Source organism: Vibrio sp. B172a, assembly GCF_030248355.1.
Lineage (GTDB): Bacteria > Pseudomonadota > Gammaproteobacteria > Enterobacterales > Vibrionaceae > Vibrio > Vibrio owensii.
Genome location: NZ_JAHGAC010000035.1, coordinates 274,077 through 294,100 on the forward strand (window position 1 = coordinate 274,077; position 20,024 = coordinate 294,100).

Sequence of the window (20,024 nt, forward strand, 5' to 3'; positions counted from 1 at the left end):
CGAATCCCTCTTAAACAGTTTGTTAGCTGTGTTTTACAACACGAGCTTTGCTCCCAACATACCGAGTACTGCGATAGTTACCATCGTAAACCAAAGGTAAATCATAAAAGATAGGCATAACGAAAATAAACCTCTCACAGCTTTATCTAAGTTTGCACCTTCATCGTGCTGTAAAAAATACGCTAGTTCTGCTGTAGGTATTGACCCAGCAAAACTCTTAAATTTGAGCTTTACCATCATCAGGCCCATTGAGACTGGAAGACTAGATGCTAGTAAAATGATTCCCACCGAAATCCAGACATTCTCGGGGGATTCATTACCTAAAACTACTACTGCCCCGAACAACACTAAAAGCATTCCCAGAAAGCCCTTAAAAGATGACAACAACGAGTCTCTTGTTTTTATATACAGCCAGAATAGCGGCTTATCGTATTTTCTCATTTTCCCTTAAACAGCTAACGCCCTGTTAAGGGGTGAGCAATGCAATACAAAAGCCGCCGCAAACCACCTTAATCACTAAAATCAACGCATAGTGAAAATGCCACGCGTTGCGAATCCCTCTTGAGCAGTTTATTATGTGGTTCTGGGCGCGAACATTATGATTGCCATACCTAACAGTGCGACTGACACACCTAGTACATCCCATAAGCTAGGACGGATACCATCTACTACCCAAAGCCATATGATAGCTACAAAAATATAGACTCCACCATACGCCGCATAAACTCTACCTGCTGCTGTTGGGTGAAGAGATAGCAACCATGCGAATAACGCTAAGAAGAATGCAGCCGGAACTAAAAGCCAAACCGACTTGTCCTCTTTTAACCAGAGATAAGGTAAGTAACAACCAAGTATTTCCGCAATTGCCGTAACAAAGAATAAGCCGATTGTTTTAAATTCTATCAATTGATTTTCTCCGTTTTAATGCAACCACATAACGCTCTGTTAAGGTGTGAGCAACGCAATACCGATGCTTCCGTATACCACCTTAAACACTAAACGCAACGCATAGTAAAAATGCCACGCGTTGCGAATCACTCTTAAACAGTTTGTTAGAATTACGTATCGGTGCGAGTCTATTAATTTCTGACACCATCACCAAATTCAATAAAGTCGCTGATTTGACTTAACTTAAACCTGTGTTCAAGCACAAAGGTTGACCACTCCTCTGTAAATATTGGGTCATAATCGTCAAGCTCATTAACATTTTCTTTAGTGAGCATCTTTTTTGTCAGGTAGTTAATGCTAGTAACTTCCTCAACTCTCGGACCTCTATTAGCGCTTTCATCATAACCGATTAACTCAAGATCCGAATCTTGGTAACGGAAGTTGTACCTCCAATACCCATATCGACCATGTGCAAAATGAATATATAAGTTTCCTTTTTTTATACTTATTTCGATATATGGAACCATATATACACCTCCATCTTCATCATCAGAAAAGAAGCAATTGTCATTTTCAACAACAACGTCGTACTTGTTGTTATTTCTTAAAGCAACAATAATTCCTCTTCGGTTGAGATCTAACTGACCACGGAGCTCATCAATGACAATTTTGTTTTGATCTGTACCTTGTATCATCAAAACAATATCGTCTCGACTATCTCCATTTAGGTCACCATGAATAGCCTCAATTATGGTATGACCATTAGGAACGATTTCCTGATAGGGGCTATCAAAGTCGATTTTTTCTTGTGCTAAAACGTTTGCTCCAAATAGCAAAACTGATAATAAAAGTAACTCTTTCATTTCTAACTCTATGATTTTTTAGCAGTAAGTTCTAACTCCCTGTTAAGGGGTGAGCAACGCAATACTGAAGCCGCCGCATACCACCTTAAACACTAAAACCAACGCATAGTAAAAGTGCCACGCGTTGCGAATCCCTCTTGAACAGTTTGTTAGGAGTTTTATTCATAGCGTTCACAATCTTTCGGTATGTCTATATATGTTTCATTTGCCCTCCAGTCCTGAGTCCGAGGGTCAAAGTAAAGCTCATACGTTGAGACGCTGTTATATGTACCCGATGTTATCTGATTTCCAATAGTAACTATATTTGGCTCTGAAATAGTGAAAATCCAAACATTGTCACCTGACACTAACTCAAGTCGACTATCAGAAACAAACGAAGCCTCTTCTGTAGAAAAGAACTCTCTAGGATAACTTTCACAATACCACTTTAAATTCTGACCATAAGAGCTATAGACAGTTCTCATGTTGAATTTCTCGTACAAATCTTTTGTGGTTACTTGCTCTGCTCCGTTAGAGCTGAATGCAAACAATGTTAAAGCGACACTAAAAATCAATTTCATGCGCAAACTCCTAACGCCTTGTTAAGGGGTGAGCAACACAATGCCGATGCCGCCGCATACCGCCTTAAACACTAAAACCAACGCATAGTAAAAATGCCACGCGTTGCGAATCCCTCTTGAACAATTTGTTATGTGGTTTTCCCGCGTAGTCCTATTAAGTTTCCAAATGGGTCCTCAACTTGGCACATTGAAAGCCCATCTTCAATTTCCATTGGTCCACGATAAAGACACGCACCTAGCTCTTCAAAATGAGCCAGAGCAACACATAAATTGTCTACTGACCAGTAAACAACTGTACCACTTTTACCAGCACCAACCTTTTTATCTGCTTTGACTATTTCTAGTGAGAAACCATTTAGATTAAGCGCTGTGAAGTCAAAGTCAGGATGGTAAACCGGAACGGCTTCTGGAAAAGCTTTCTTGTACCATTCAAGCCCTTTCGCTACATCTGAGACATGAACAAGAACCGCTGATGGATTCATAATTTTTCTCCAACCACATAACGCTCTGCTAAGGGGTGAGCAACGCAATACCGATGCCGTCGCATACCACCTTAATCACTTAAACCAACGCATAGTAAAAATGCCACGCGTTGCGAATCCCTCTTGAGCAGTTTGTTAGGCATCTTGTCACCACAAACTACTTACCCGTTTTGCACCTAATTAACTTCCAAAATGAAAGCATGAAAATAGCCAACGAGAAAACAATATGGAGCGTTGGTATGCTTCTAGACCAGACATCAGACTCTGCCAAATGAGAATCAAACTCTTTGCCACACAAATGATGACCTTCAATGGTTGTTTCAATTACAAAAGGTGCCCAGAAATAAGTTACCGACATAGCAACTAACAAAGCAATTAAGGGCGTAATCCATATAAATTGTAAACCTCTATTTTCACGAAGAAGCCTGACCATGATGAGAATGAACAGCACTGAGCCATACATTATCGAAGCATAAAAACGTCCATCATCTCCCTGTGTGCAAGTACCCGAAACTGCACCAAGTGAAACCAAAAAACCATACAATAGTATCAATATCGAGCTGTACATTTGTAACCTTTGATGCCTAACGCCCTGTTAAGGGGTGAGCAACGCAATACCGAAGCCGCTGCATACCGCCTTAAACACTAAAACCAACGCATAGTGAAAATGCCACGCGTTGCGAATCCCTCTTGAACAGTTTGTTATGTGAATTTTAGCCGTGTGCGTCGATACTATCTTTTGGGGCTTCTGAACGTATGTCCATGCCATAGTCTCTGATGACACCCGCAACTCTGAGTCTGTAGCTTTCAAAAACACCACTACGACCTTTTAATTGAGCAAATCGATGAGATTGTAGATTGCGCCACTCTTGAATTGCTTCTTCGTCACGCCAAAATGACAAAGATAGAACCTTGCTGTCATTTGTTAGACTTTGGAAACGTTCGATTGAGATAAAACCATCAATATCTGATAGCAGCGGTTTTAGTTCACTTGCAATATCTAGATATTCAGAAGTTTTACCCTCTGCTACCTGGACTTCAAAAATTACTGCGATCATAACTCACCAGGCTACGACTAATATATTCGAGCATTTTACCGAATTGGAGCAGCTGTAAATATGAGTTGTAGCAAGAAGTTAGAGATTAGATTCTGTGATTTTTCGCCATTCACATAACGCCGCGTTAAGTAGTGAGCAACGCTGCCACCCGACCTAAACCACTGTGCCGTATACACTAAAGTTGAATCAAACCGAAAATGCCAAGCGTTGGGAATCTGCCTTAAACGCCTTGTTAGGCTTAACTTTCACCATTTATCTGCCTTGCAAAATCTGCGTGAAAGCTGATTAGCTCAATACCATCAATTGCTCTTATTGATGCATTGCTGCCTTCAACAGTACAAAAAGGTGGATAAGCGAATAGCAGCTGACCAACCTTTAGCTCCAAATCGCTTGGAATGTTCAATCTTTCAATTGGGTCCTCGTCTACCCAAGCCAAAAATTGCTCCCAGGTACAACCAAATTCATCAATCTCACCAGTTTCAGAATTCAACTTAACCACCAAGTTATCTCTAATAAGGAATTGGTCGCCAAAACAATCTTGAGCAATAGGAAAATCGCTTGCTTTAACTTCTCGATACAAGTTATGGAAAGCGAATTCACCTTCTAAGAAGGTATTAACATTTAACAAGCGTTCTTGTGCATCGTGAGAGCGAATCTGTAGACCGCCTGAATACAGTATTTTCATAGTTTCCTCTGTAAGCCTAACGCCCTGTTAAGGTGTGAGCAACGCAATGCCGAGGCTCCCGCATACCACCTTAAACACTAAACGCAACGCATTGTAAAAATGCCACGCGTTGCGAATCACTCTTGAACAGTTTGTTAGGTTTATTCGTGTGGTGGGTAAGTATGAACATCTATCAATTCACAACCCTTACCAAGCCCAATATCTGCATTAAGAAACACAATATTAAAACAACCATGCTCTGTACGTGTTGATGGATATTTGATTGCGTCAAAACCCGCATATTTTGCGCAATCTGCAATAAAGCGAGAGAAAATATACTGTGGTCTGTATTGACCTTCGTCTTGATGTTTAGCACTTACTAAAGCTGAATAAACCATCGTATCGAGCATATCACTGTGTTTCTTGTGATTTTCATATGTTGCTGAAAGATCGAGTATTTTGACAGGCTTAGTAACTTTAATTTCTGCTATATAACAGTCGGCCCGCCTCATTTCCTCATAACATGTTTGCAAGTCACTGCCTAGATAATAAGCTGGTAAACCAGCATGATTATAACGACCTTCTGAAGCATACTTCTTAGGAGTAACATCAAACTCCTGAACTGTAGGTATTTCAATCTGTTCTGCTATACGAGCACGAAACAAATGTTCAGCTATTGATGTTGGATTAGCCTGGTCAGAAAGTTCTTCAATTGCATTACTGACTTGTGCTGCGAAGTAGTGTTTTAAAAGAACAAATGGTGATTCATGTGCAACTGCCATTAACTCATCAAGGATCACTTCAAAACAATCTACTGGTTGAAATGGAAGGCTATATGGATAAAAATATCCGGTAAGTGCTTCACCACATCTAGGACATTCAACTAATTGCATCAATTGTTTATAGTCTTCAAGTGAATAGCAGTCCTGTAGGATAGTACTCTCATAAAAATACTCAATATCCATTGAGTTATTTTGAAAATCTTCTGTTCCTTCGGTAAACGGCCAAGATTTTAAATAATCATTGACGCACTTATCACAGCACGCAACATCCGCTGTAAACCAAGATTCGCACTCACTTGTGAATAACTCTTCAATTCCATAGTCATCTAGTGCTTCGAGTCTTTGTCTTTCTTCTATTGTTAACATGTATAACCTATTAAACCTAACGCCCTGTTAAGGTGTGAGCAACGCAATACCGAAGCTCCCGCATACCACCTTAAACACAAAACGCAACGCATAGTAAAAATGCCACGCGTTGCGAATCACTCTTAAACAGTTTGTTATAACTCTGATTTCGCCTTAATGTACAGCTTATGAACACCGTCTGAATTAGAAAAGTCTACACAGTAAGCCAACTCGATCACGTTACCATTTTTTGATTTGTACCTAGACATATCGTCTGTGTCTAATAGCTCGCTTACCTCAAAGAACGACTCTAAAGGAAGCTCGGAGAACTCTCGATAGCCTTGCATTGCAGTTATCGCATCTTTCGCAACATCTGAGTTTTTGTAATAGGTAGCAATACAAGATGAGAGAGCGAAGTTTTTAAACAGCTGCTCATCACTTTGAGTACTGAGTGGGCTTGCGGTAACTCCGAGACTACAAAGAGCCATGCTTATACTGCTTACTAATCTTCTAATTTCCATAAATAAGCCTTTTTTGCGTCCGGAAAGTAACAGCTATCTGTACATCTTGAACCAGTCCAAATACTTGCATGACCTGATGCGTCTAACCAAGTATCTACATCAACAACTAAAATGCCCTTGTATTCAGAGAGTTTATTAGCATTGGGGTTTTGAACCACCAACTCTGGCTCACCAAATTTTTGATACAAAAAGTTGATCAAATCTTTCACGCGATAAATGTACCAATTCCCCTGTCCACCGGAGACAGTTTTGTTTTTTATGTAGGGTACTTTGAAACCAGCATAGTTAAGTGCATATGACATACGTATCGCACAAGCATTCTCAAACCGCCCCTGCTCTGGTGTTAGAACATTAATATTGTGATTTACTTTACCGCCGATAATGGTACCTACTTCAGACACATCTCTGTTTACCTTAGCAAAGGCAACTTTCATTTTTAGTAGGCTAGGACGTGCTGCCATGAAAATATCTCCCTATCAGTTATTTGTGCGATAAGGTCTCACAAAAGCAGCAGCGGCAGTAACAACAAGTAAACCGTTCTCGAAGGGCTTCAAGCTTAGTTGTGTAACAATGAAACTGACAAAAGAGTTATAACGCCCTGTTAAGGTGTGAGCAACGCAATACCAAAGCTCCTGCATACTACCTTAAACACCAAACGCAACGCATAGTGAAAATGCCACTCGTTGCGAATCACTCTTAAACAGTTTGTTATGCAACTACTGACGTTTGGATTTTATGCTTGCAAAGGTAATAAGTGTTTGTGTGAAAGCAATAACATCACCCATGCTCCGCAATGAATGTAAAGCTGGACCATAGTCATTAATTTCGTCTTCCCACTGATGTACCTGAAGCCAATTCCCTTCTCTGGCTTTTGGATGCGTAGAATCCTTTATTTGATATGCTATACCATGCTTTGTTCGGTCAAAATAAATCTGGATTTCAGAACCACCATCATAAACTTCATATTCATACTCATGACCGATCGACATCATGATTTCTTTCGCTAACTGCTTATCCATTGTACAACCTATAACCTGGTGAAATATTGGAGCTTATTGTACATTGGATTGCATACTTTTCTATTGGGGATATCTCATATGAGGAAATTTGCGTGTGGTTGCATAACGCCCTGCTAAGGGGTGAGCAACGCAATACCCAAACCACCGCATATCACCTTAAACACCAAACGCAACGCATAGTAAAAATGCCATGCGTTGCGAATCACTCTTAAACAGTTTGTTATGTTTATTGTTTGGATTCGCTACCAAAGTAAAATCCGACAACCGCCCCACACAAACCGCCAAATGTAGAACCAAGTACAGAAATAAGATCTTTACCGTTTTGGAAACTATTATCATCAGAGGAAAAAATACTATATAGGACGATAGCTCCAACAAAACTTACAAATGAACATATAACGATTAAAGCTATAGTACGCCTTGACTTTTCGATAGTACCGGAGACTCCAGAAAGACTAGGGAGGTTTTCCAAATTACTCATAACTAATCTTCCTCTTTCCTTTTATAGTCTTCTTCAATAACAAAACTGCTCTCTGGAAAATCATCAGAAAATGAAGCTATCACGTCATTTTCTGGCTTCGAAAAAACCAAGGCTCCTTGCTCAAATTGATTCAGGCAATAAAGTGCTTTCCCAAAGATTTCCGCATTTGTCATTCCTTGTTTGCTTAGTTTACGGACGAATGATTCTGATTCTCCCGTCAATTCAAGAATGATTTTTTCCATAAAATACTACTCTTTTTTGATTAAACATAACGCCGCATTAAGGTGTGAGCAACGCTACCACGAAACCCAACCATACCACCGTAAACACAAAAACCAACGATGGAATGAAAAATGCCAAGCGTTGGGAATCACTCTTAAATGCTTTGTTATATTTTGGTTTGCACCAAGTGTAAGCCTAGAAAATCTGTCAGGGCTCGATTATTTTTCAAGAAACCGTACATTTTTTCCGTGTTGTCGAGCATATTTAATTTCGCTTTGGGTACTTTTCCCGATATACCCACCCACATTTAAAACGAAAATTTCATCAGAAATATCTATTTTGCGTTTATGCAGCTCACCTAACATTCGTTGCTCTTCTTCTGTCAGAACGAAATGCTCATCACGCTCCAAGCCACCAACGCTTAGAACAATATTTCCAGCCATGGTTTCATTAAAGTTAGCATCCAAAAATGCCTGCTTAAATCTTATACTTCCACATAGAGTTACCACTATTGGCTTCACGAGGCCTCCATCCATGATTCTAGCTCTGAAATTGATAAAAAATATAACGCCCTGTTAAGGGGTGAGCAACGTAATACCGATGCTACCGCATACCACCTTAATCACTTAAACCAACGAATAGTAAAAGTGCCACGCGCTGCGAATCCCTCTTGAACAGTTTGTTAGCTTTTGGAGCTTCCGTTTACAAGATCGTGAACCCAGATAAAATCACAACTTGCGCTTTCCGCTGCAATTTTATCTTTAAGGCGATCACCTACGAAAACCGTCGATGCGGGCTCGACATCAAAATGCGCTATTATGCGCTTTAACATTCCGCCTGCTGGCTTTCTGCAGTCACATTCACCATCAATGGCATGCGGGCAAAACTGAATGGCTTCTCTATCCGGAAGAAAACCAAAAACGCCTATAACCATATCATTAAGGAGTTGAAGACTTACTTCCTCTGTAAACTCACCCCTAGATATACCCGGCTGATTTGTCGCAATACCAAATTTTTTGGATGTCCAATCGTATTCGCTGAGGACATTACAAACATCACCTTTTAACACCCACTCCCCGTGTGCAAGCGGATAAAACTGACCTTCAACAGTACACTCCCGTAGTGTATCGTCAGCATCAAAGATGACCAATTCATACCTATTCAAATCCATCGAGTAACTCTTTGAGTTCTGAAGAAAGCTAACGCCCTGTTAAGGTGTGAGCAACGCAATACCGAAGCTGCCGCATACCACCTTAAACACTAAAACTAACGCATAGTAAAAATGCCACGCGTTGCGAATCACTCTTAAACAGTTTGTTAGCAGTAATTAGATCACCGTGACTTCTTGAAGGCGAGACCTAATCTGATTGCACGCTTTATCTATGGCTGAGGATATCTGCTCACTATTTTGAATTGCGTCTTGGTAATAACCTGGCTCATGACGCCTGCCCACCTCAAAATCAACACTCTCATGATGACATTTAGCTTTTACCTCTTTTAGTGCCTCATAAACGGTTTCTGCATAAAATGGTTTATGAGTTTCGAGCATAATTGAAAACTCGCTGTAAGGTTTAGCAAACGCTTTAAGTCGCTCGAACTTTCGAGCATCTTCCGTTTGGTTAGGGTCGATATAGTCCATAAATGGTCGTAACTTCTCCGTAGCAACTTTAAGTTCTACGAGTGAACTCCAAACCTTACTATATATCTGGTATTCATGATCAAATTGCACTTGTGAGACGTAAGTAATTTTACTTAATTGAGCCTCATAGCGTTTCGAAGACTTATCTAGCTCAACCTTTAATTTGGACAGTTCTTTATTAATAGAGCCTTTATATTTCTCTATTACTACGGATAACCAGAGCTTGCCTATCAAACCAAACAAAGCAGCAAGAACGACGCTCGTTCCCCCCATGATTACAACAAATTGATTAAATAGCTCCATAGTTCCTCATTACTGCTAACGCCGCATTAAGGTGTGAGCGACGCTTGGCTATACTTGAGCGAAGCGAAAACGCCAAGCGTTGCGAATCACTCTTAAATGCTTTGTTAGGCAAATTTTGTTTCGCGCACCATTTCCTGAAAGGTTTGCCCACTTAGCTCAAAGTCTTTGGTGTATTTAAAACCTGCTTTATTGGTATGAGCTACGAAAGAGCGAGCATTGTCTTTATGCACATACGTGTAAACATAAGGAAATTCAACACCTCTTACTTCACAACTGAAACGAAACAACTTCTCAAACACACCTTGACCACGACAAGCCTTACTTACACAGACTGGTCCCCAAAAGTATGAGCTGTTGGAACTGAGTTGAGTGTTACCAACCAACAATGAACCAAGTTTATTTGCCACAGAGGTAAGTCCTTCAGAGCATTCCCAAAACTTCCATGAAGCACAAGCAGCCATAGCTACTATCGTATTGTTGAGTTCTGCAACAAAGATAGCCTGCTCTTGTTCGATAACTTGATTTAGAAGCGCTTCGTCCATAACTGTATTTAAGAAGCCATCGGATTTATCAGACTCATCCAAGTTAGAAACATGACAAGATTTTTGGAGTTCTACGATTTGACTGATGTCTTCTAACTTTGCTGCTCTTATTTCCATTGCTTCCTCTGCTGATTGTTTCTTCTCTTTGCCTAACGCCCTGTTAAGGGGTGAGCAACGCAATACCGAAGTTGCCGCATACCACCTTAACCACTAAAACCAACGCATAATGAAAATGCCATGCGTTGCGAATCCCTCTTGAACAGTTTGTTAGCCTACAAGCCCAAATTAGGGTTCGGTTTCATGCCGCTCGAGCGAAAACAAAGTACCCTGTGATCCCTCGCTCAATCAAGCGCGGAATTTCATCATAAATGCTTGCTGGCATCGTCAGAAACTCTACCTCGGTAAACCCAGCAAGTCTTAACTTCGCTTCAATTTCTACAGGGGCATAGCAGTTGAATAACATTGAACATTGAGGATCACCAGCCCAATCATCAATATAGTATTGCTCAATGCCTTTTGAAGATTGGATCAACTGCAAACATAGAACGCCTCCACGCTTTAAAATCCCATTGAGGTTTCTTAGTGACTCGCAACACAGTTCTCTAGGAATATGAATGAAGCTGCCAAAACCATATATTCCATCAAATTTTTGATGTAAGGACTCAGGCTGTACCATGTCAAAAAGCTTAACTTTTAAGTACGGGTATCTTTCTCGAACAACATCTAAAAACCTAGAGGAATAATCAGTGGCAAGAACCTCAAAACCTAGCTCATGAAATTTTGCTGCGTCCGTTCCTGGTCCACAACCAACCTCTAAAATGTGTTTTCCATCAAGGCGTTTTATAAATTCATTCCTCGCAAACTCACGTAAGTTAGGGTCATCTTCTGAGGCGGAATCTCCCGAATACGCCAAGGCAACCTTTTCCCAGCCTTCCTTATTTATTTCATTTTGGTCGTATTTCAAACTAGTCATCCATTGTTCCAACTTTTGAAAGGTAGGCTAACGCCCAATTAAGGTGTGAGGCACACAATACGATGCTCCCGCATACCACCTTAATCACTAAAACCAGCGCATAGTAAAAATGCCACGCGTGCCGAATCACTCTTAAATTGTTTGTTAGTTGCCCATCTCAAAGCCTAGTGCTAACATTTGTACACACACCAACAAAGGAATATATCATGGACACTAGAATTCAATTTCGTGTTGATGAAGAAACAAAACGCCTAGCTCAACAAATGGCTGAGAGCCAAGGTCGAACTCTAAGTGATGCTTGCCGTGAACTTACTGAGCAACTCGCTGAACAACAAAGAAAAACATTATCTCACGATGCATGGCTAACTGAACAAGTAAACCTAGCATTTGAGAAGTTTGACTCAGGAAAATCTGTTTTCGTTGAGCACCATACTGCTAAGTCTCGAATGGAAGAGCGCAAAGCCAGAATCCGTAATCGAGGTAAGCAATGATTTTATGGGAAGAAGAGTCACTTAATGATCGTGAAAAGATCTTCGAGTTTCTCTATGACTTCAACCCTGATGCGGCAGAAAAAACTGACAACCTCATTGAAGCAAAAGTAGAAAACTTGCTTGAACAACCTTTAATGGGTGTACAACGAGATGGCATCCGCGGACGATTGCTCATTATTCCTGAGATTTCGATGATTGTATCTTACTGGGTTGAGGGCGATATCATCCGAGTTATGCGTGTACTACACCAGAAACAAAAATTCCCTACGGATTGATTGCTTCCTCTGGGGAACTAACGCCCTGTTAAGGTGTGAGCAACGCAATACCAAAGCTCCCGCATACCACCTTAAACACCAAACACAACGCATAGTAAAAATGCCACGCGTTGCGAATCACTCTTAAACAGTTTGTTAGTTGTATATTTCCCTAGTAGCATATTGACTTCAATAAGATTATTAATGGATTTAACAATGACTACCCATACCCTAGAAGTAAATGACGTTAAGTTTGACAAAGAAACTGGCACGATCCTTTCTTACGAGGCTGATTATAGGGATATCGAAATACCTTCCCACTTTGACAACGTAGAAGTTCGTATCATTGGTCGAAATGCATTTTGCCACAATTGGATAACAAATATAATTCTGCCAAACACATTACAGCGACTAGAGTATGGGGCGCTTAGTATGAATTTTATAACTCATATCGTTGTTCCTGAATCTGTTGAATTTATTGGCGAATACGCTCTTTACATGGAAGATGCGGAGATAAAAGTCGACATACTAAATGAAAATGCCGATGTTGATTATTGTGCAATTCACTCACCAGAGTATTTAGACGAATTAGAAGAAGAAGACGAATTCTGATGTACAACTAACGCCTTGTTAAGGGGTGAGCAACGCAATACTGAAGCTCCCGCACACCACCTTAATCACTAAAACCAACGCATAGTAAAAATGCTACGCGTTGCGAATCCCTCTTGAACAATTTGTTATGTGTCTGACCAGAGTTCTTCGATGACTTTTTGAGCATCAACTAAAGAAGCGCCAGTTTCCTCTCGATAAAGTCGCAGCGCTTTTAGCTTGTTACCTGATTTGACAGCATCTAACACCTGGGCTGGTACACCGAAGTGTTTATCTAAAGACAAACCCGAACGTTCAAGTAAGAAGTCTATCTTACGTTCCAACAGTTTATGCTTGTATTTCATCGCAGATATTTCTCTGTGACCGATGAATATCAACAACACAACAAATACTATTAAAACTGACCACTCCACAATATCTCTCCTTAGATATTAATCATCCTAATCGGTGAATTTTTCACGTTGACACATAACGCCTTGTTAAGGTGTGAGGCACGCAATAACGAAGCTTCCGCATAACACCTTAACCACTAAAACCAACGCATAGTAAAAATGCCACGCGTGCCGAATCACTCTTGAACAATTTGTTATGTAGCCGACTTTCAGCTTAGTGCTTTCTGCCCAATTAGGATTTTGGGGGCAATACCAGCTTTGCGATACAAACCTAAAGCAGCTTCATTGAAGGAATATACTTCTAAAAACAGCTCTTCTCCGCCGTTAGAAATAGCCCTTTCCTCAAATGCCTCTATTAGCGCCAGCCCAACGCCTTGGCTTCTAACGCATGAATCCACAACTATTTGTTCGATGCTCGCGATTTTTCGCTGCTTGAGCGTCCAAGACTTGCGAACCCATAACTCACCAAAAACAAAACCTACTAAGTGCCCATTGCTTTCGGCTACCAGAAAAATTGAGCTTTCACTTTCGATTATCTTGTGTAGATCTATTTTTTGTTCAATTTCTTCCGGTGATAAAAAGTCATCAGGTAAATTTGCTTTATGATACTCAGTAAGCTGAAACTGTAGCTTCTTAAGAACGCAGATATCTTCAATGCGAGCTTGACGAATATTCAGCATATATAAATCCTTTTAACTTGCCGCCGCTCTCGCGGCTACATAACGCCTTGTTAAGGTGTGAGGCACGCAATACCGAAGCTGCCGCATACCACCTTAACCACTAAAACTAACGCATAGCAAAAATGCCACGCGTGCCGAATCACTCTTGAACAATTTGTTATGTGGCGAACTCAAGATGTGAGCAAATCGAATGATGAACCCCCAACTGTTTGATACGCCGTCACTTGTTTTTTATGCGCCTACTTGGTTGTTGTGTGCGATGAAAATTAAAATTGAAAAGAAAATAGTAAGCCCGAACAGTGATATTTTACCTTTATTTTCTTGTGATTTAGTTTTATCAGGGAACCTACCAAGCGTGAGTAGTAACAAAGTTACTTTACCCAGAAAATAACATACAAACTCAACGAATACGTCGACCACTAGAAAGCCAATAACCTTATTAATCGTCCTAGAAACTGGTGTCAAAATTTCTTCTAAGATATCGGATATCACTCTTTCCTCCATAGACACATAACGCCCAATTAACGTGTGAGCAGCGCATACACTGAACTTGAATACTGCGCCGTAAACACTAAATTCAACTCGAAGTGAGATTGCCAAGCGTTGCGAATCACTGTTGAATTGTTTGTTATGTTTTACCACAAGTTACTGACTTAATTGAGAAAGAACTGCGATTTCATGCCAGCTTTCTGAACCAAACCACAAGGCAAGAACCAACTTGGCCGCCAAAAGCGACTAACCCAAAACCAGTAATTCCACTTCCCTTCCCAATGAGGCAACCCGACAAAGCTCCAACAAGCGCCCTTTCTTTCCAGCCAAAGCGCAAAACAATGTTGAATTGCCGAGGCAACTGCCAAGCCGAAATGCTGATTGGCTAAGAACCCTAAAGCGACTTTGAGCCAGTTAAACAAGAAGCCGACCGCCACGACCTGACAATGAAGCAACTCTCGAACATTGGCATGTTTTACGGGCTGAGAGATGCAAGAACTTAGACCGACAATACTGATTTGCTGAGTCTACTAGGGACGAATTGCCAGAGGGACAAAGGACTAAAACCTAAGAACTTTAAGCTTTTGAATTACAAGTAAACATAACGCCCAATTAAGGGGTGAACAACGCCTCCACCCAAACCTAAATCATTGTGCCATAAACACTAAAATTGAAGTAGAAGCAAAAATGCCAGGCGTTGTGAATCCCTCTTAAATTGCTTGTTAGGAAAACGGTGTCTCACTTAGCTCACTAATAACCTTACCAAACCACATCCCACACACGTTCTCTTCTAATCCTATAAGCTTATCTAAATAGTCAAACTCATCTTCAGAGAACTCAAACAAAGGCCAAATAATTAACCAAAACCCAATCAACACTGCTACTCCATGAATCCCTTCGTGATCACCAATTTCAGTCCATGCAAAAGGCATCTGTGTTTCAGAACCTGAGAGGGTTTTCGCTGCTTGAGGACCAAGATAAAACAATCTAGCGGCTCTATTAGGTCTTTCTCCACCCTTGTGAAATATGAATTTTTTTACTTGTTCATTTAAATCTTCACCACGCACTGTGTCTAGAAATGAACGAGAGAGAGGGTGCCCTTCCTGGGACATTGAATGAAGAGCTCTCCAAGCTACTGAAATTGAGAATTTATCGAGACACTCCGAAATGGTTGCAGGATATCTGTACGTTCCTACATGCATCTTAAAATTAGGTGAATCTATGAGTAAAGATACGTGAATCGGGAGCTTTTCCCACTCACTCCAATCACTCAAATTATTGGGCATGAGATATTGAGCAATATCGCGCTCAATATTACTTCCTAAATAGCTTTCACAGCCCTTACACAATAGTGGTGGCTTAGGCAGATCTTTAGTAGGTAATGAACCAAACCAACTGAAAGCAAAAGACTTACCGCCACCTCCTTTGTGCTCTATACCTGTCATTCGCTTCCTAAAAAAGTTGGGGATTACGTGACTACGCTCTAGCTTTTTTACATCACGATCACAACCAATACAAATCAAACCAGCCTCTCTCAATAAGTTTTCCTAACGCCCTGCTAAGGGGTGAGCAACGCAGTACAAAAGCCGCCGCAAACCACCTTAATCACTAAATTCAACGCATAGTAAAAATGCCACGCGTTGCGAATCCCTCTTGAGCAGTTTGTTAGTCGCGAGGCACCGAGCGACAATTTTAAGCCGAACTAAATTTTGCAAACAACAAATTTTATGTGCTTTGATGCATTTAAGTCAGGCGCAGTCTCAAAGCGGCTACTCAATGAAACCACTTAGAAAAAACAGCGCCGCAGAAAACGGACGGACAACACCAAAAAGCGCTTTTGGAAAGCCAATCTCACAGTGCGAACTTTCAACAAAGTCACTGAAACCACGTGGAACTTACCACACCAGAGAAAACGTCATTTCAGCGAGTAAATCGGCTTTTGTACCAACAAACTCACCGAGCGGAGTTGCAACCAAAAACAAACTCTCGATTGCCCTGCTCTGTCAGCACCAAAGAACAAACCAATCGCTAGGACACTTGCAAAATTTTGGACTCAAAACAGCTAAAACTAAGTTCTAATGATCGACGATGAATCTGTGTTCCAAACAAACTGCTGCTAAATTTTAAGCTCAGAAACATGATTTTGATTGCTAGCTTTTTCTGGCGACTAACGCCTTGTTAAGGTGTGAGGCACGCAATACCGAAGCCTCCGCATACCACCTTAACCACTAAAACCAACGCATAGTAAAAATGCCACGCGTGCCGAATCACTCTTGAACAATTTGTTAGCCCTTTTTCAAAAGGTTAAGACTTGTATACGACAACCAAACCACCAAGATTGCCAGTAAGTTTAGAGAAACTGTTACTTCATTAACATTCACACTTATCGGTACTTCAACTCCAAAAGAAAAGGCTAAGGAAAAGTTAGGTGTTTCTATGCCTATCATCTGAATTAAATAAAGAACGATCATTAACTTAAATACCCAAAGCTTCTTTTTTAACAACCCGTAAAAACTAGACAAGTTCAAGCTTAGCATCACTAAAACAATTGCAAATGTGAGAAAAAGACTCGAAGAGCTCAATTGATTTACTTGGGCAAGCAAGGTAAATAGTAGAAACAGAGTAACTGCAACAGATATACCCTGCAAAAACAGCAAAAACTTTGTTCTTTTTAAATGATTTTCAAACAATTTTATATTTTCTCCTGAGGGCTAACGCCCTGTTAAGGTGTGAGCAACGCAATACCGAAGTCGCCGCATACCACCTTAAACACTAAAACCAACGCATAGCAAAAATGCCACGCGTTGCGAATCACTCTTAAACAGTTTGTTAGCCGCTCATTCCCAAAGGTTACTGCTTACTCAACAAGAACTTACGTAAATCTCTCTCTGCACGCATAACAAACAGAATAAACACTTTGTCACCGTCTTGTTTATAGAAAACGCGACATGGATTAACGACAACTTCACGATAACTTAAATGTTCTAGTTCAGGTGGAATACGACCTGACTCCGGGAAAGTTTGTAGGCGTTCGACTTTGGAGAAGATCGTTTGTACTAACTGCTTTGCAGCTACGATATTTTCAAGTGCGATATATTCAGCGATATCATTGAGGTCAGATAACGCTGGTTCAGTCCAGATTACTTCAGCCATTTTGACATTTTGTCCTTGGCTTCATCGTGACTTACCACTTTACCGTCAGCTAGCGCACGCTCACCTCTTGCAATACCCTCAAGAATAGCTAAACGGTTTTGCATAAATTCATAGTCATCAACATCAACGAGATACGCAGATGGCTTACCATGCTCAGTAATTAACACGGGTTCTTTAGTGTCATGGAGATCGGCGAGGATCTTAGTTGCTTGACGTTTAAGTGATGTAACTAGTTCTACTTTCATGAGAGCTGCCCCAAAGGAATACTAAAGTGATACTATTCTATCACTTTGAGTATAGCAAGCTCCATGACGGCTAACGCCCAATTAAGGTGTGAAGCACGCGACCATTACACTTAGCTAGACCACCGTAAACACTAAACTCAACCCAAACGAAAAATGCCAAGCGTGCTGAATCACTCTTAAATTGTTTGTTAGCACTATTTACTTACGCTCTTTAAATGGCTGACGATCTAACCAACAATTCCAGTTCAGATAACCATCATCAAACTCAATGAACTTGATTAATACCAATGGCAAGAGCCTACACAAAGGCGAAAAATAGTCTGTTAACTTGAAGGTGTCGCCATTTTTAGTAGTTTTTTCAAGCTGTCCATTATGAAACAAGGCGTTTCGTAAATGGACATATGTCATTACTGATTTATGGTGGGAGTCGAGATTTTCCTGCTTTACATCAAAGCCGTAACCAACCAACACTCTAGTTATCGGTGTCGCACAATTTTTAGATTTATAGTCATCTAGAATTGCTCGGCAAAATGATTCAAGTCCCGAAAACAGCAGATAATACGATACATCAATAAAACTGCCACGCCCTCTAAAGACCTCAATACACCTAAAAAAGGCACCTCTGAAAGCTGTGTTTACCGGTGTAGTTTCAGATAACAGAACATCTAAAGATTTGCGTATGAAAACTTCACGTGAATTTTCACTAAATGCATCGTTCATGATTACACAACCACCGCCATTTTGCCTAAAGTGCCCCTGCACTTCTTTGGGGAAGTCATCATCTAAACAGTCATAAGTTTCATTACTTCGTAACTGATTTGTGATTATAACGTCCTTGTGGTCGATAAAAGACAGTACGGCTTCTAAATTAAAGACTAAAGACTTTAATTCATACGGGCACTCGTCAGATATTTCTAAGAATGCCGTTAAATGATAACAATTCTGATCCGATGCTAACTTCTTAACTTGGGTGAACTGACTGTATAACGGGACTATTCTACACCCGTAAAACTCATATATTTTCGTACATTCATAGCCATAAATACCGACTCTGGTCATTAAATTACTCCATAGCTAGAGAATAGTGCTAACGCCTTGTTAAGGTGTGAGCAACGCAATACCGAAGCTTCCGCATGCCACCTTAAACACAAAACACAACGCATAGTAAAAATGCCACGCGTTGCGAATCACTCTTGAACAATTTGTTATGCGTTTTTTAAAAGTTCGACGAACTCTTGTTTGCGAGGCTCACCGCTAGAGATATGAACAACTACAGTATCTCTAAGTTCATAGTAAGGATGTAATGCTAAATGTTTTGCAAACCAAAAGACTTCTGACAGCGGCTCATCATCGTGCCAAGTTGTTACAACCAAATTTGCATCATTCAAATCGCTATCTCCGACGTAAGTGATATTAGCTATATCTATAGATGTATCCCAAGAACTGGCATTAACACCCCAAGCTAAAGCATATAAGCAACCACCCTCGACTAGCCAAGAACTCAATTTCGATTGCCAACTTTCAGCTACTGCTTCCTCAGCCACAATTATGCAGCGAAACTTCCCAACCTGAAGTGCGGGAATATGTGAAGCATCTTTTTTTAAGTGAAGATATTCCATATTACCTCTGAAACGCATAACGCCCTGTTAAGGTGTGAGCAACGCAATACCGATGCTCCCGCATGCCACCTTAATCACTAGACGCAACGCATAGCAAAAATGCCACGCGTTGCGAATCACTCTTAAACAGTTTGTTATGTTCGTAACTGCTTGAAGTACCAATCAGCTTGCTCCCACTCTAGGTCTTGTTCCATGTGCCAATCAAATTGTCGCGGATAACGATAATGGTCAACTATGTACTGAAGATGTTGATGCGCAACTTCAGGGTCATATACTCGCCATACTACGCGACGAGTGTTATTCCATGTTTCTCTCACAAGAAAGAGCGCGTTACCACCCGCTTTAATCTCTTCGTCCAATTGATCACAAAATGGGTCAACGATAGCTTGCTCATCTTCCGAAGGCATTCCATGCTCGGCTAAGTCATCAAAATCAATTATTACAGAAAGATGCCAGCCAAAAATTTCGCGATGCTCAAAACCAATGAGTCCAGAGTTCAACATGCCAACGCATGGTAAATCATCTTTTTTCCACTCAAGTAAAGTATAAGATTCTTCAGGAAGAACTATCCGGACTTCGTTTTCTTTCAGTGCTTTATCTTTAGTACTGCCAAATATTTTCCCGAACATGAAACTCCTCCTAGAACATAACGCTCTGTTAAGGTGTGAGCAACACAATGCCGATGCCGCCGCATACCACCTTAAACACTAAAACTAACGCATAGTAAAAATGCCACGCGTTGCGAATCAC

General features: G+C 40.6%; 33 protein-coding genes. 4 read left to right on the forward strand and 29 right to left on the reverse strand.

Annotated features, from left to right (window positions below):
- Positions 1 to 33: 33 nt before the first annotated feature.
- The 19 genes from KIT90_RS25505 to KIT90_RS25660 all read right to left on the reverse strand — a co-directional run bounded on the left by KIT90_RS25505 (position 34) and on the right by KIT90_RS25660 (position 11,342).
- A complete protein-coding gene (locus KIT90_RS25505) occupies positions 34 to 441 on the reverse strand; it encodes a hypothetical protein (protein WP_285379361.1) in 408 nt (135 codons plus the stop codon).
- 132 nt (positions 442 to 573) lie between these two features.
- Entirely contained in the window at positions 574 to 906 is a 333-nt protein-coding gene (locus KIT90_RS25515; protein ID WP_041061879.1) for a YnfA family protein, read from the reverse strand.
- Between the two features lie 173 nt (positions 907 to 1,079).
- A complete protein-coding gene (locus KIT90_RS25525) occupies positions 1,080 to 1,751 on the reverse strand; it encodes a hypothetical protein (RefSeq protein WP_262628265.1) in 672 nt (223 codons plus the stop codon).
- Positions 1,752 to 1,909: 158 nt separating this feature from the next.
- Positions 1,910 to 2,311 (reverse strand): hypothetical protein, encoded by a 402-nt coding sequence (locus KIT90_RS25535; RefSeq protein WP_005531021.1) that lies wholly within the window; start codon positions 2,309 to 2,311, stop codon positions 1,910 to 1,912.
- A 128-nt stretch (positions 2,312 to 2,439) separates the two neighbouring features.
- The gene (locus KIT90_RS25545; protein WP_158156611.1) at positions 2,440 to 2,793 is read right to left on the reverse strand and encodes a glyoxalase/bleomycin resistance/dioxygenase family protein; all 354 of its coding nucleotides are present in this window, start codon (positions 2,791 to 2,793) and stop codon (positions 2,440 to 2,442) included.
- Between the two features lie 157 nt (positions 2,794 to 2,950).
- A complete protein-coding gene (locus KIT90_RS25555) occupies positions 2,951 to 3,361 on the reverse strand; it encodes a hypothetical protein (protein ID WP_285379366.1) in 411 nt (136 codons plus the stop codon).
- 145 nt (positions 3,362 to 3,506) lie between these two features.
- Positions 3,507 to 3,851, reverse strand: coding sequence for an antibiotic biosynthesis monooxygenase (locus KIT90_RS25565; protein ID WP_038899485.1), 345 nt, complete (start codon positions 3,849 to 3,851; stop codon positions 3,507 to 3,509).
- Positions 3,852 to 4,089: 238 nt separating this feature from the next.
- On the reverse strand, positions 4,090 to 4,536 hold the full coding sequence (locus tag KIT90_RS25570) for a hypothetical protein (RefSeq protein ID WP_285379371.1): 447 nt from the start codon (positions 4,534 to 4,536) through the stop codon (positions 4,090 to 4,092).
- 140 nt (positions 4,537 to 4,676) lie between these two features.
- Entirely contained in the window at positions 4,677 to 5,663 is a 987-nt protein-coding gene (locus KIT90_RS25580) for an RES family NAD+ phosphorylase (RefSeq protein WP_258471956.1), read from the reverse strand.
- A 134-nt stretch (positions 5,664 to 5,797) separates the two neighbouring features.
- Positions 5,798 to 6,130 (reverse strand): T6SS amidase immunity protein Tai4 family protein, encoded by a 333-nt coding sequence (locus KIT90_RS25590; protein ID WP_051118011.1) that lies wholly within the window; start codon positions 6,128 to 6,130, stop codon positions 5,798 to 5,800.
- Between the two features lie 14 nt (positions 6,131 to 6,144).
- Positions 6,145 to 6,624 carry a type VI secretion system amidase effector protein Tae4 gene (locus tag KIT90_RS25595; RefSeq protein ID WP_010448911.1) on the reverse strand — a complete coding sequence of 160 codons (480 nt, stop codon included), beginning with the start codon at positions 6,622 to 6,624 and terminating at the stop codon, positions 6,145 to 6,147.
- Positions 6,625 to 6,879: 255 nt separating this feature from the next.
- The gene (locus KIT90_RS25605) at positions 6,880 to 7,182 is read right to left on the reverse strand and encodes a hypothetical protein (RefSeq protein ID WP_043043865.1); all 303 of its coding nucleotides are present in this window, start codon (positions 7,180 to 7,182) and stop codon (positions 6,880 to 6,882) included.
- Between the two features lie 226 nt (positions 7,183 to 7,408).
- Entirely contained in the window at positions 7,409 to 7,663 is a 255-nt protein-coding gene (locus KIT90_RS25615; protein ID WP_285379381.1) for a hypothetical protein, read from the reverse strand.
- Positions 7,664 to 7,665: 2 nt separating this feature from the next.
- Positions 7,666 to 7,905 carry a hypothetical protein gene (locus tag KIT90_RS25620; RefSeq protein ID WP_285379383.1) on the reverse strand — a complete coding sequence of 80 codons (240 nt, stop codon included), beginning with the start codon at positions 7,903 to 7,905 and terminating at the stop codon, positions 7,666 to 7,668.
- 198 nt (positions 7,906 to 8,103) lie between these two features.
- Positions 8,104 to 8,406, reverse strand: coding sequence for a hypothetical protein (locus KIT90_RS25625; RefSeq protein ID WP_285379385.1), 303 nt, complete (start codon positions 8,404 to 8,406; stop codon positions 8,104 to 8,106).
- Positions 8,407 to 8,567: 161 nt separating this feature from the next.
- Positions 8,568 to 9,056: an HAD-IIIA family hydrolase gene (locus KIT90_RS25635; protein WP_061065151.1), complete on the reverse strand. Its 489-nt coding sequence runs from the start codon at positions 9,054 to 9,056 to the stop codon at positions 8,568 to 8,570.
- Positions 9,057 to 9,212: 156 nt separating this feature from the next.
- The gene (locus KIT90_RS25645) at positions 9,213 to 9,827 is read right to left on the reverse strand and encodes a hypothetical protein (RefSeq protein ID WP_069488672.1); all 615 of its coding nucleotides are present in this window, start codon (positions 9,825 to 9,827) and stop codon (positions 9,213 to 9,215) included.
- 104 nt (positions 9,828 to 9,931) lie between these two features.
- The gene (locus KIT90_RS25650; RefSeq protein ID WP_285379388.1) at positions 9,932 to 10,486 is read right to left on the reverse strand and encodes a GNAT family N-acetyltransferase; all 555 of its coding nucleotides are present in this window, start codon (positions 10,484 to 10,486) and stop codon (positions 9,932 to 9,934) included.
- 181 nt (positions 10,487 to 10,667) lie between these two features.
- Positions 10,668 to 11,342, reverse strand: coding sequence for a bifunctional 2-polyprenyl-6-hydroxyphenol methylase/3-demethylubiquinol 3-O-methyltransferase UbiG (locus KIT90_RS25660; protein WP_285379390.1), 675 nt, complete (start codon positions 11,340 to 11,342; stop codon positions 10,668 to 10,670).
- Between the two features lie 206 nt (positions 11,343 to 11,548).
- Here KIT90_RS25660 and KIT90_RS25670 point away from each other — a divergent pair, with 206 nt between their 5' ends.
- From KIT90_RS25670 to KIT90_RS25685, 3 genes are all read left to right on the forward strand, one after another.
- Complete coding sequence (locus KIT90_RS25670) at positions 11,549 to 11,833, forward strand: type II toxin-antitoxin system RelB/DinJ family antitoxin (RefSeq protein WP_285379392.1); 285 nt, start codon at positions 11,549 to 11,551, stop codon at positions 11,831 to 11,833.
- Positions 11,830 to 12,108 (forward strand): type II toxin-antitoxin system mRNA interferase toxin, RelE/StbE family, encoded by a 279-nt coding sequence (locus KIT90_RS25675; RefSeq protein WP_005398411.1) that lies wholly within the window; start codon positions 11,830 to 11,832, stop codon positions 12,106 to 12,108. The genes KIT90_RS25670 and KIT90_RS25675 overlap by 4 nt, the downstream gene beginning before the upstream one ends.
- Positions 12,109 to 12,303: 195 nt before the next feature.
- Positions 12,304 to 12,699, forward strand: coding sequence for a leucine-rich repeat protein (locus tag KIT90_RS25685; RefSeq protein ID WP_017449650.1), 396 nt, complete (start codon positions 12,304 to 12,306; stop codon positions 12,697 to 12,699).
- Positions 12,700 to 12,824: 125 nt separating this feature from the next.
- Here the strand turns inward: KIT90_RS25685 and KIT90_RS25695 are convergent, their stop codons facing one another.
- The 4 genes from KIT90_RS25695 to KIT90_RS25720 all read right to left on the reverse strand — a co-directional run bounded on the left by KIT90_RS25695 (position 12,825) and on the right by KIT90_RS25720 (position 15,702).
- On the reverse strand, positions 12,825 to 13,109 hold the full coding sequence (locus KIT90_RS25695; protein WP_011998809.1) for a hypothetical protein: 285 nt from the start codon (positions 13,107 to 13,109) through the stop codon (positions 12,825 to 12,827).
- Between the two features lie 188 nt (positions 13,110 to 13,297).
- Complete coding sequence (locus KIT90_RS25705) at positions 13,298 to 13,768, reverse strand: GNAT family N-acetyltransferase (RefSeq protein WP_102778361.1); 471 nt, start codon at positions 13,766 to 13,768, stop codon at positions 13,298 to 13,300.
- 231 nt (positions 13,769 to 13,999) lie between these two features.
- Positions 14,000 to 14,410 carry a hypothetical protein gene (locus KIT90_RS25715; protein WP_285379401.1) on the reverse strand — a complete coding sequence of 137 codons (411 nt, stop codon included), beginning with the start codon at positions 14,408 to 14,410 and terminating at the stop codon, positions 14,000 to 14,002.
- Positions 14,411 to 14,979: 569 nt separating this feature from the next.
- On the reverse strand, positions 14,980 to 15,702 hold the full coding sequence (locus KIT90_RS25720) for a hypothetical protein (protein WP_140324647.1): 723 nt from the start codon (positions 15,700 to 15,702) through the stop codon (positions 14,980 to 14,982).
- A gap of 331 nt (positions 15,703 to 16,033) precedes the next feature.
- Here KIT90_RS25720 and KIT90_RS25730 point away from each other — a divergent pair, with 331 nt between their 5' ends.
- Positions 16,034 to 16,336, forward strand: a complete 303-nt coding sequence (locus tag KIT90_RS25730; protein ID WP_285379485.1) for a hypothetical protein — start codon at positions 16,034 to 16,036, stop codon at positions 16,334 to 16,336.
- 206 nt (positions 16,337 to 16,542) lie between these two features.
- Here KIT90_RS25730 and KIT90_RS25740 read toward each other — a convergent pair whose 3' ends face one another.
- From KIT90_RS25740 to KIT90_RS25785, 6 genes are all read right to left on the reverse strand, one after another.
- The gene (locus KIT90_RS25740; protein ID WP_005494818.1) at positions 16,543 to 16,947 is read right to left on the reverse strand and encodes a hypothetical protein; all 405 of its coding nucleotides are present in this window, start codon (positions 16,945 to 16,947) and stop codon (positions 16,543 to 16,545) included.
- Between the two features lie 160 nt (positions 16,948 to 17,107).
- Entirely contained in the window at positions 17,108 to 17,410 is a 303-nt protein-coding gene (locus KIT90_RS25750) for a type II toxin-antitoxin system RelE/ParE family toxin (RefSeq protein ID WP_025796191.1), read from the reverse strand.
- Entirely contained in the window at positions 17,398 to 17,655 is a 258-nt protein-coding gene (locus KIT90_RS25755) for a type II toxin-antitoxin system Phd/YefM family antitoxin (RefSeq protein ID WP_005448240.1), read from the reverse strand. Before KIT90_RS25755 ends, KIT90_RS25750 begins: the two co-directional genes overlap by 13 nt.
- Before the next feature lie 198 nt (positions 17,656 to 17,853).
- The gene (locus KIT90_RS25765) at positions 17,854 to 18,714 is read right to left on the reverse strand and encodes a hypothetical protein (RefSeq protein WP_187992883.1); all 861 of its coding nucleotides are present in this window, start codon (positions 18,712 to 18,714) and stop codon (positions 17,854 to 17,856) included.
- Between the two features lie 146 nt (positions 18,715 to 18,860).
- Complete coding sequence (locus KIT90_RS25775) at positions 18,861 to 19,274, reverse strand: hypothetical protein (protein WP_008081713.1); 414 nt, start codon at positions 19,272 to 19,274, stop codon at positions 18,861 to 18,863.
- 134 nt (positions 19,275 to 19,408) lie between these two features.
- Positions 19,409 to 19,903 carry a DUF695 domain-containing protein gene (locus KIT90_RS25785; RefSeq protein WP_285379410.1) on the reverse strand — a complete coding sequence of 165 codons (495 nt, stop codon included), beginning with the start codon at positions 19,901 to 19,903 and terminating at the stop codon, positions 19,409 to 19,411.
- Positions 19,904 to 20,024: the final 121 nt, after the last annotated feature.

Excerpts from the sequence above, each read along its gene's own strand:
- KIT90_RS25580 (WP_258471956.1), bottom strand. The coding sequence starts at position 5,663 with ATGTTAACAATAGAAGAAAGACAAAGACTCGAAGCACTAGATGACTAT.
- KIT90_RS25505 (WP_285379361.1), bottom strand. The coding sequence starts at position 441 with ATGAGAAAATACGATAAGCCGCTATTCTGGCTGTATATAAAAACAAGA.
- KIT90_RS25535 (WP_005531021.1), bottom strand. The coding sequence starts at position 2,311 with ATGAAATTGATTTTTAGTGTCGCTTTAACATTGTTTGCATTCAGCTCT.
- KIT90_RS25785 (WP_285379410.1), bottom strand. The coding sequence starts at position 19,903 with ATGTTCGGGAAAATATTTGGCAGTACTAAAGATAAAGCACTGAAAGAA.
- KIT90_RS25565 (WP_038899485.1), bottom strand. The coding sequence starts at position 3,851 with ATGATCGCAGTAATTTTTGAAGTCCAGGTAGCAGAGGGTAAAACTTCT.
- KIT90_RS25650 (WP_285379388.1), bottom strand. The coding sequence starts at position 10,486 with ATGGAAATAAGAGCAGCAAAGTTAGAAGACATCAGTCAAATCGTAGAA.
- KIT90_RS25730 (WP_285379485.1), top strand. The coding sequence starts at position 16,034 with ATGAAACCACTTAGAAAAAACAGCGCCGCAGAAAACGGACGGACAACA.
- KIT90_RS25645 (WP_069488672.1), bottom strand. The coding sequence starts at position 9,827 with ATGGAGCTATTTAATCAATTTGTTGTAATCATGGGGGGAACGAGCGTC.
- KIT90_RS25685 (WP_017449650.1), top strand. The coding sequence starts at position 12,304 with ATGACTACCCATACCCTAGAAGTAAATGACGTTAAGTTTGACAAAGAA.
- KIT90_RS25595 (WP_010448911.1), bottom strand. The coding sequence starts at position 6,624 with ATGGCAGCACGTCCTAGCCTACTAAAAATGAAAGTTGCCTTTGCTAAG.
- KIT90_RS25705 (WP_102778361.1), bottom strand. The coding sequence starts at position 13,768 with ATGCTGAATATTCGTCAAGCTCGCATTGAAGATATCTGCGTTCTTAAG.
- KIT90_RS25670 (WP_285379392.1), top strand. The coding sequence starts at position 11,549 with ATGGACACTAGAATTCAATTTCGTGTTGATGAAGAAACAAAACGCCTA.
- KIT90_RS25775 (WP_008081713.1), bottom strand. The coding sequence starts at position 19,274 with ATGGAATATCTTCACTTAAAAAAAGATGCTTCACATATTCCCGCACTT.
- KIT90_RS25615 (WP_285379381.1), bottom strand. The coding sequence starts at position 7,663 with ATGAGTAATTTGGAAAACCTCCCTAGTCTTTCTGGAGTCTCCGGTACT.
- KIT90_RS25525 (WP_262628265.1), bottom strand. The coding sequence starts at position 1,751 with ATGAAAGAGTTACTTTTATTATCAGTTTTGCTATTTGGAGCAAACGTT.
- KIT90_RS25605 (WP_043043865.1), bottom strand. The coding sequence starts at position 7,182 with ATGGATAAGCAGTTAGCGAAAGAAATCATGATGTCGATCGGTCATGAG.
- KIT90_RS25720 (WP_140324647.1), bottom strand. The coding sequence starts at position 15,702 with ATGACAGGTATAGAGCACAAAGGAGGTGGCGGTAAGTCTTTTGCTTTC.
- KIT90_RS25675 (WP_005398411.1), top strand. The coding sequence starts at position 11,830 with ATGATTTTATGGGAAGAAGAGTCACTTAATGATCGTGAAAAGATCTTC.
- KIT90_RS25590 (WP_051118011.1), bottom strand. The coding sequence starts at position 6,130 with ATGGCTCTTTGTAGTCTCGGAGTTACCGCAAGCCCACTCAGTACTCAA.
- KIT90_RS25570 (WP_285379371.1), bottom strand. The coding sequence starts at position 4,536 with ATGAAAATACTGTATTCAGGCGGTCTACAGATTCGCTCTCACGATGCA.
- KIT90_RS25755 (WP_005448240.1), bottom strand. The coding sequence starts at position 17,655 with ATGAAAGTAGAACTAGTTACATCACTTAAACGTCAAGCAACTAAGATC.
- KIT90_RS25765 (WP_187992883.1), bottom strand. The coding sequence starts at position 18,714 with ATGACCAGAGTCGGTATTTATGGCTATGAATGTACGAAAATATATGAG.
- KIT90_RS25635 (WP_061065151.1), bottom strand. The coding sequence starts at position 9,056 with ATGGATTTGAATAGGTATGAATTGGTCATCTTTGATGCTGACGATACA.
- KIT90_RS25545 (WP_158156611.1), bottom strand. The coding sequence starts at position 2,793 with ATGAATCCATCAGCGGTTCTTGTTCATGTCTCAGATGTAGCGAAAGGG.
- KIT90_RS25660 (WP_285379390.1), bottom strand. The coding sequence starts at position 11,342 with ATGACTAGTTTGAAATACGACCAAAATGAAATAAATAAGGAAGGCTGG.
- KIT90_RS25620 (WP_285379383.1), bottom strand. The coding sequence starts at position 7,905 with ATGGAAAAAATCATTCTTGAATTGACGGGAGAATCAGAATCATTCGTC.
- KIT90_RS25750 (WP_025796191.1), bottom strand. The coding sequence starts at position 17,410 with ATGGCTGAAGTAATCTGGACTGAACCAGCGTTATCTGACCTCAATGAT.
- KIT90_RS25555 (WP_285379366.1), bottom strand. The coding sequence starts at position 3,361 with ATGTACAGCTCGATATTGATACTATTGTATGGTTTTTTGGTTTCACTT.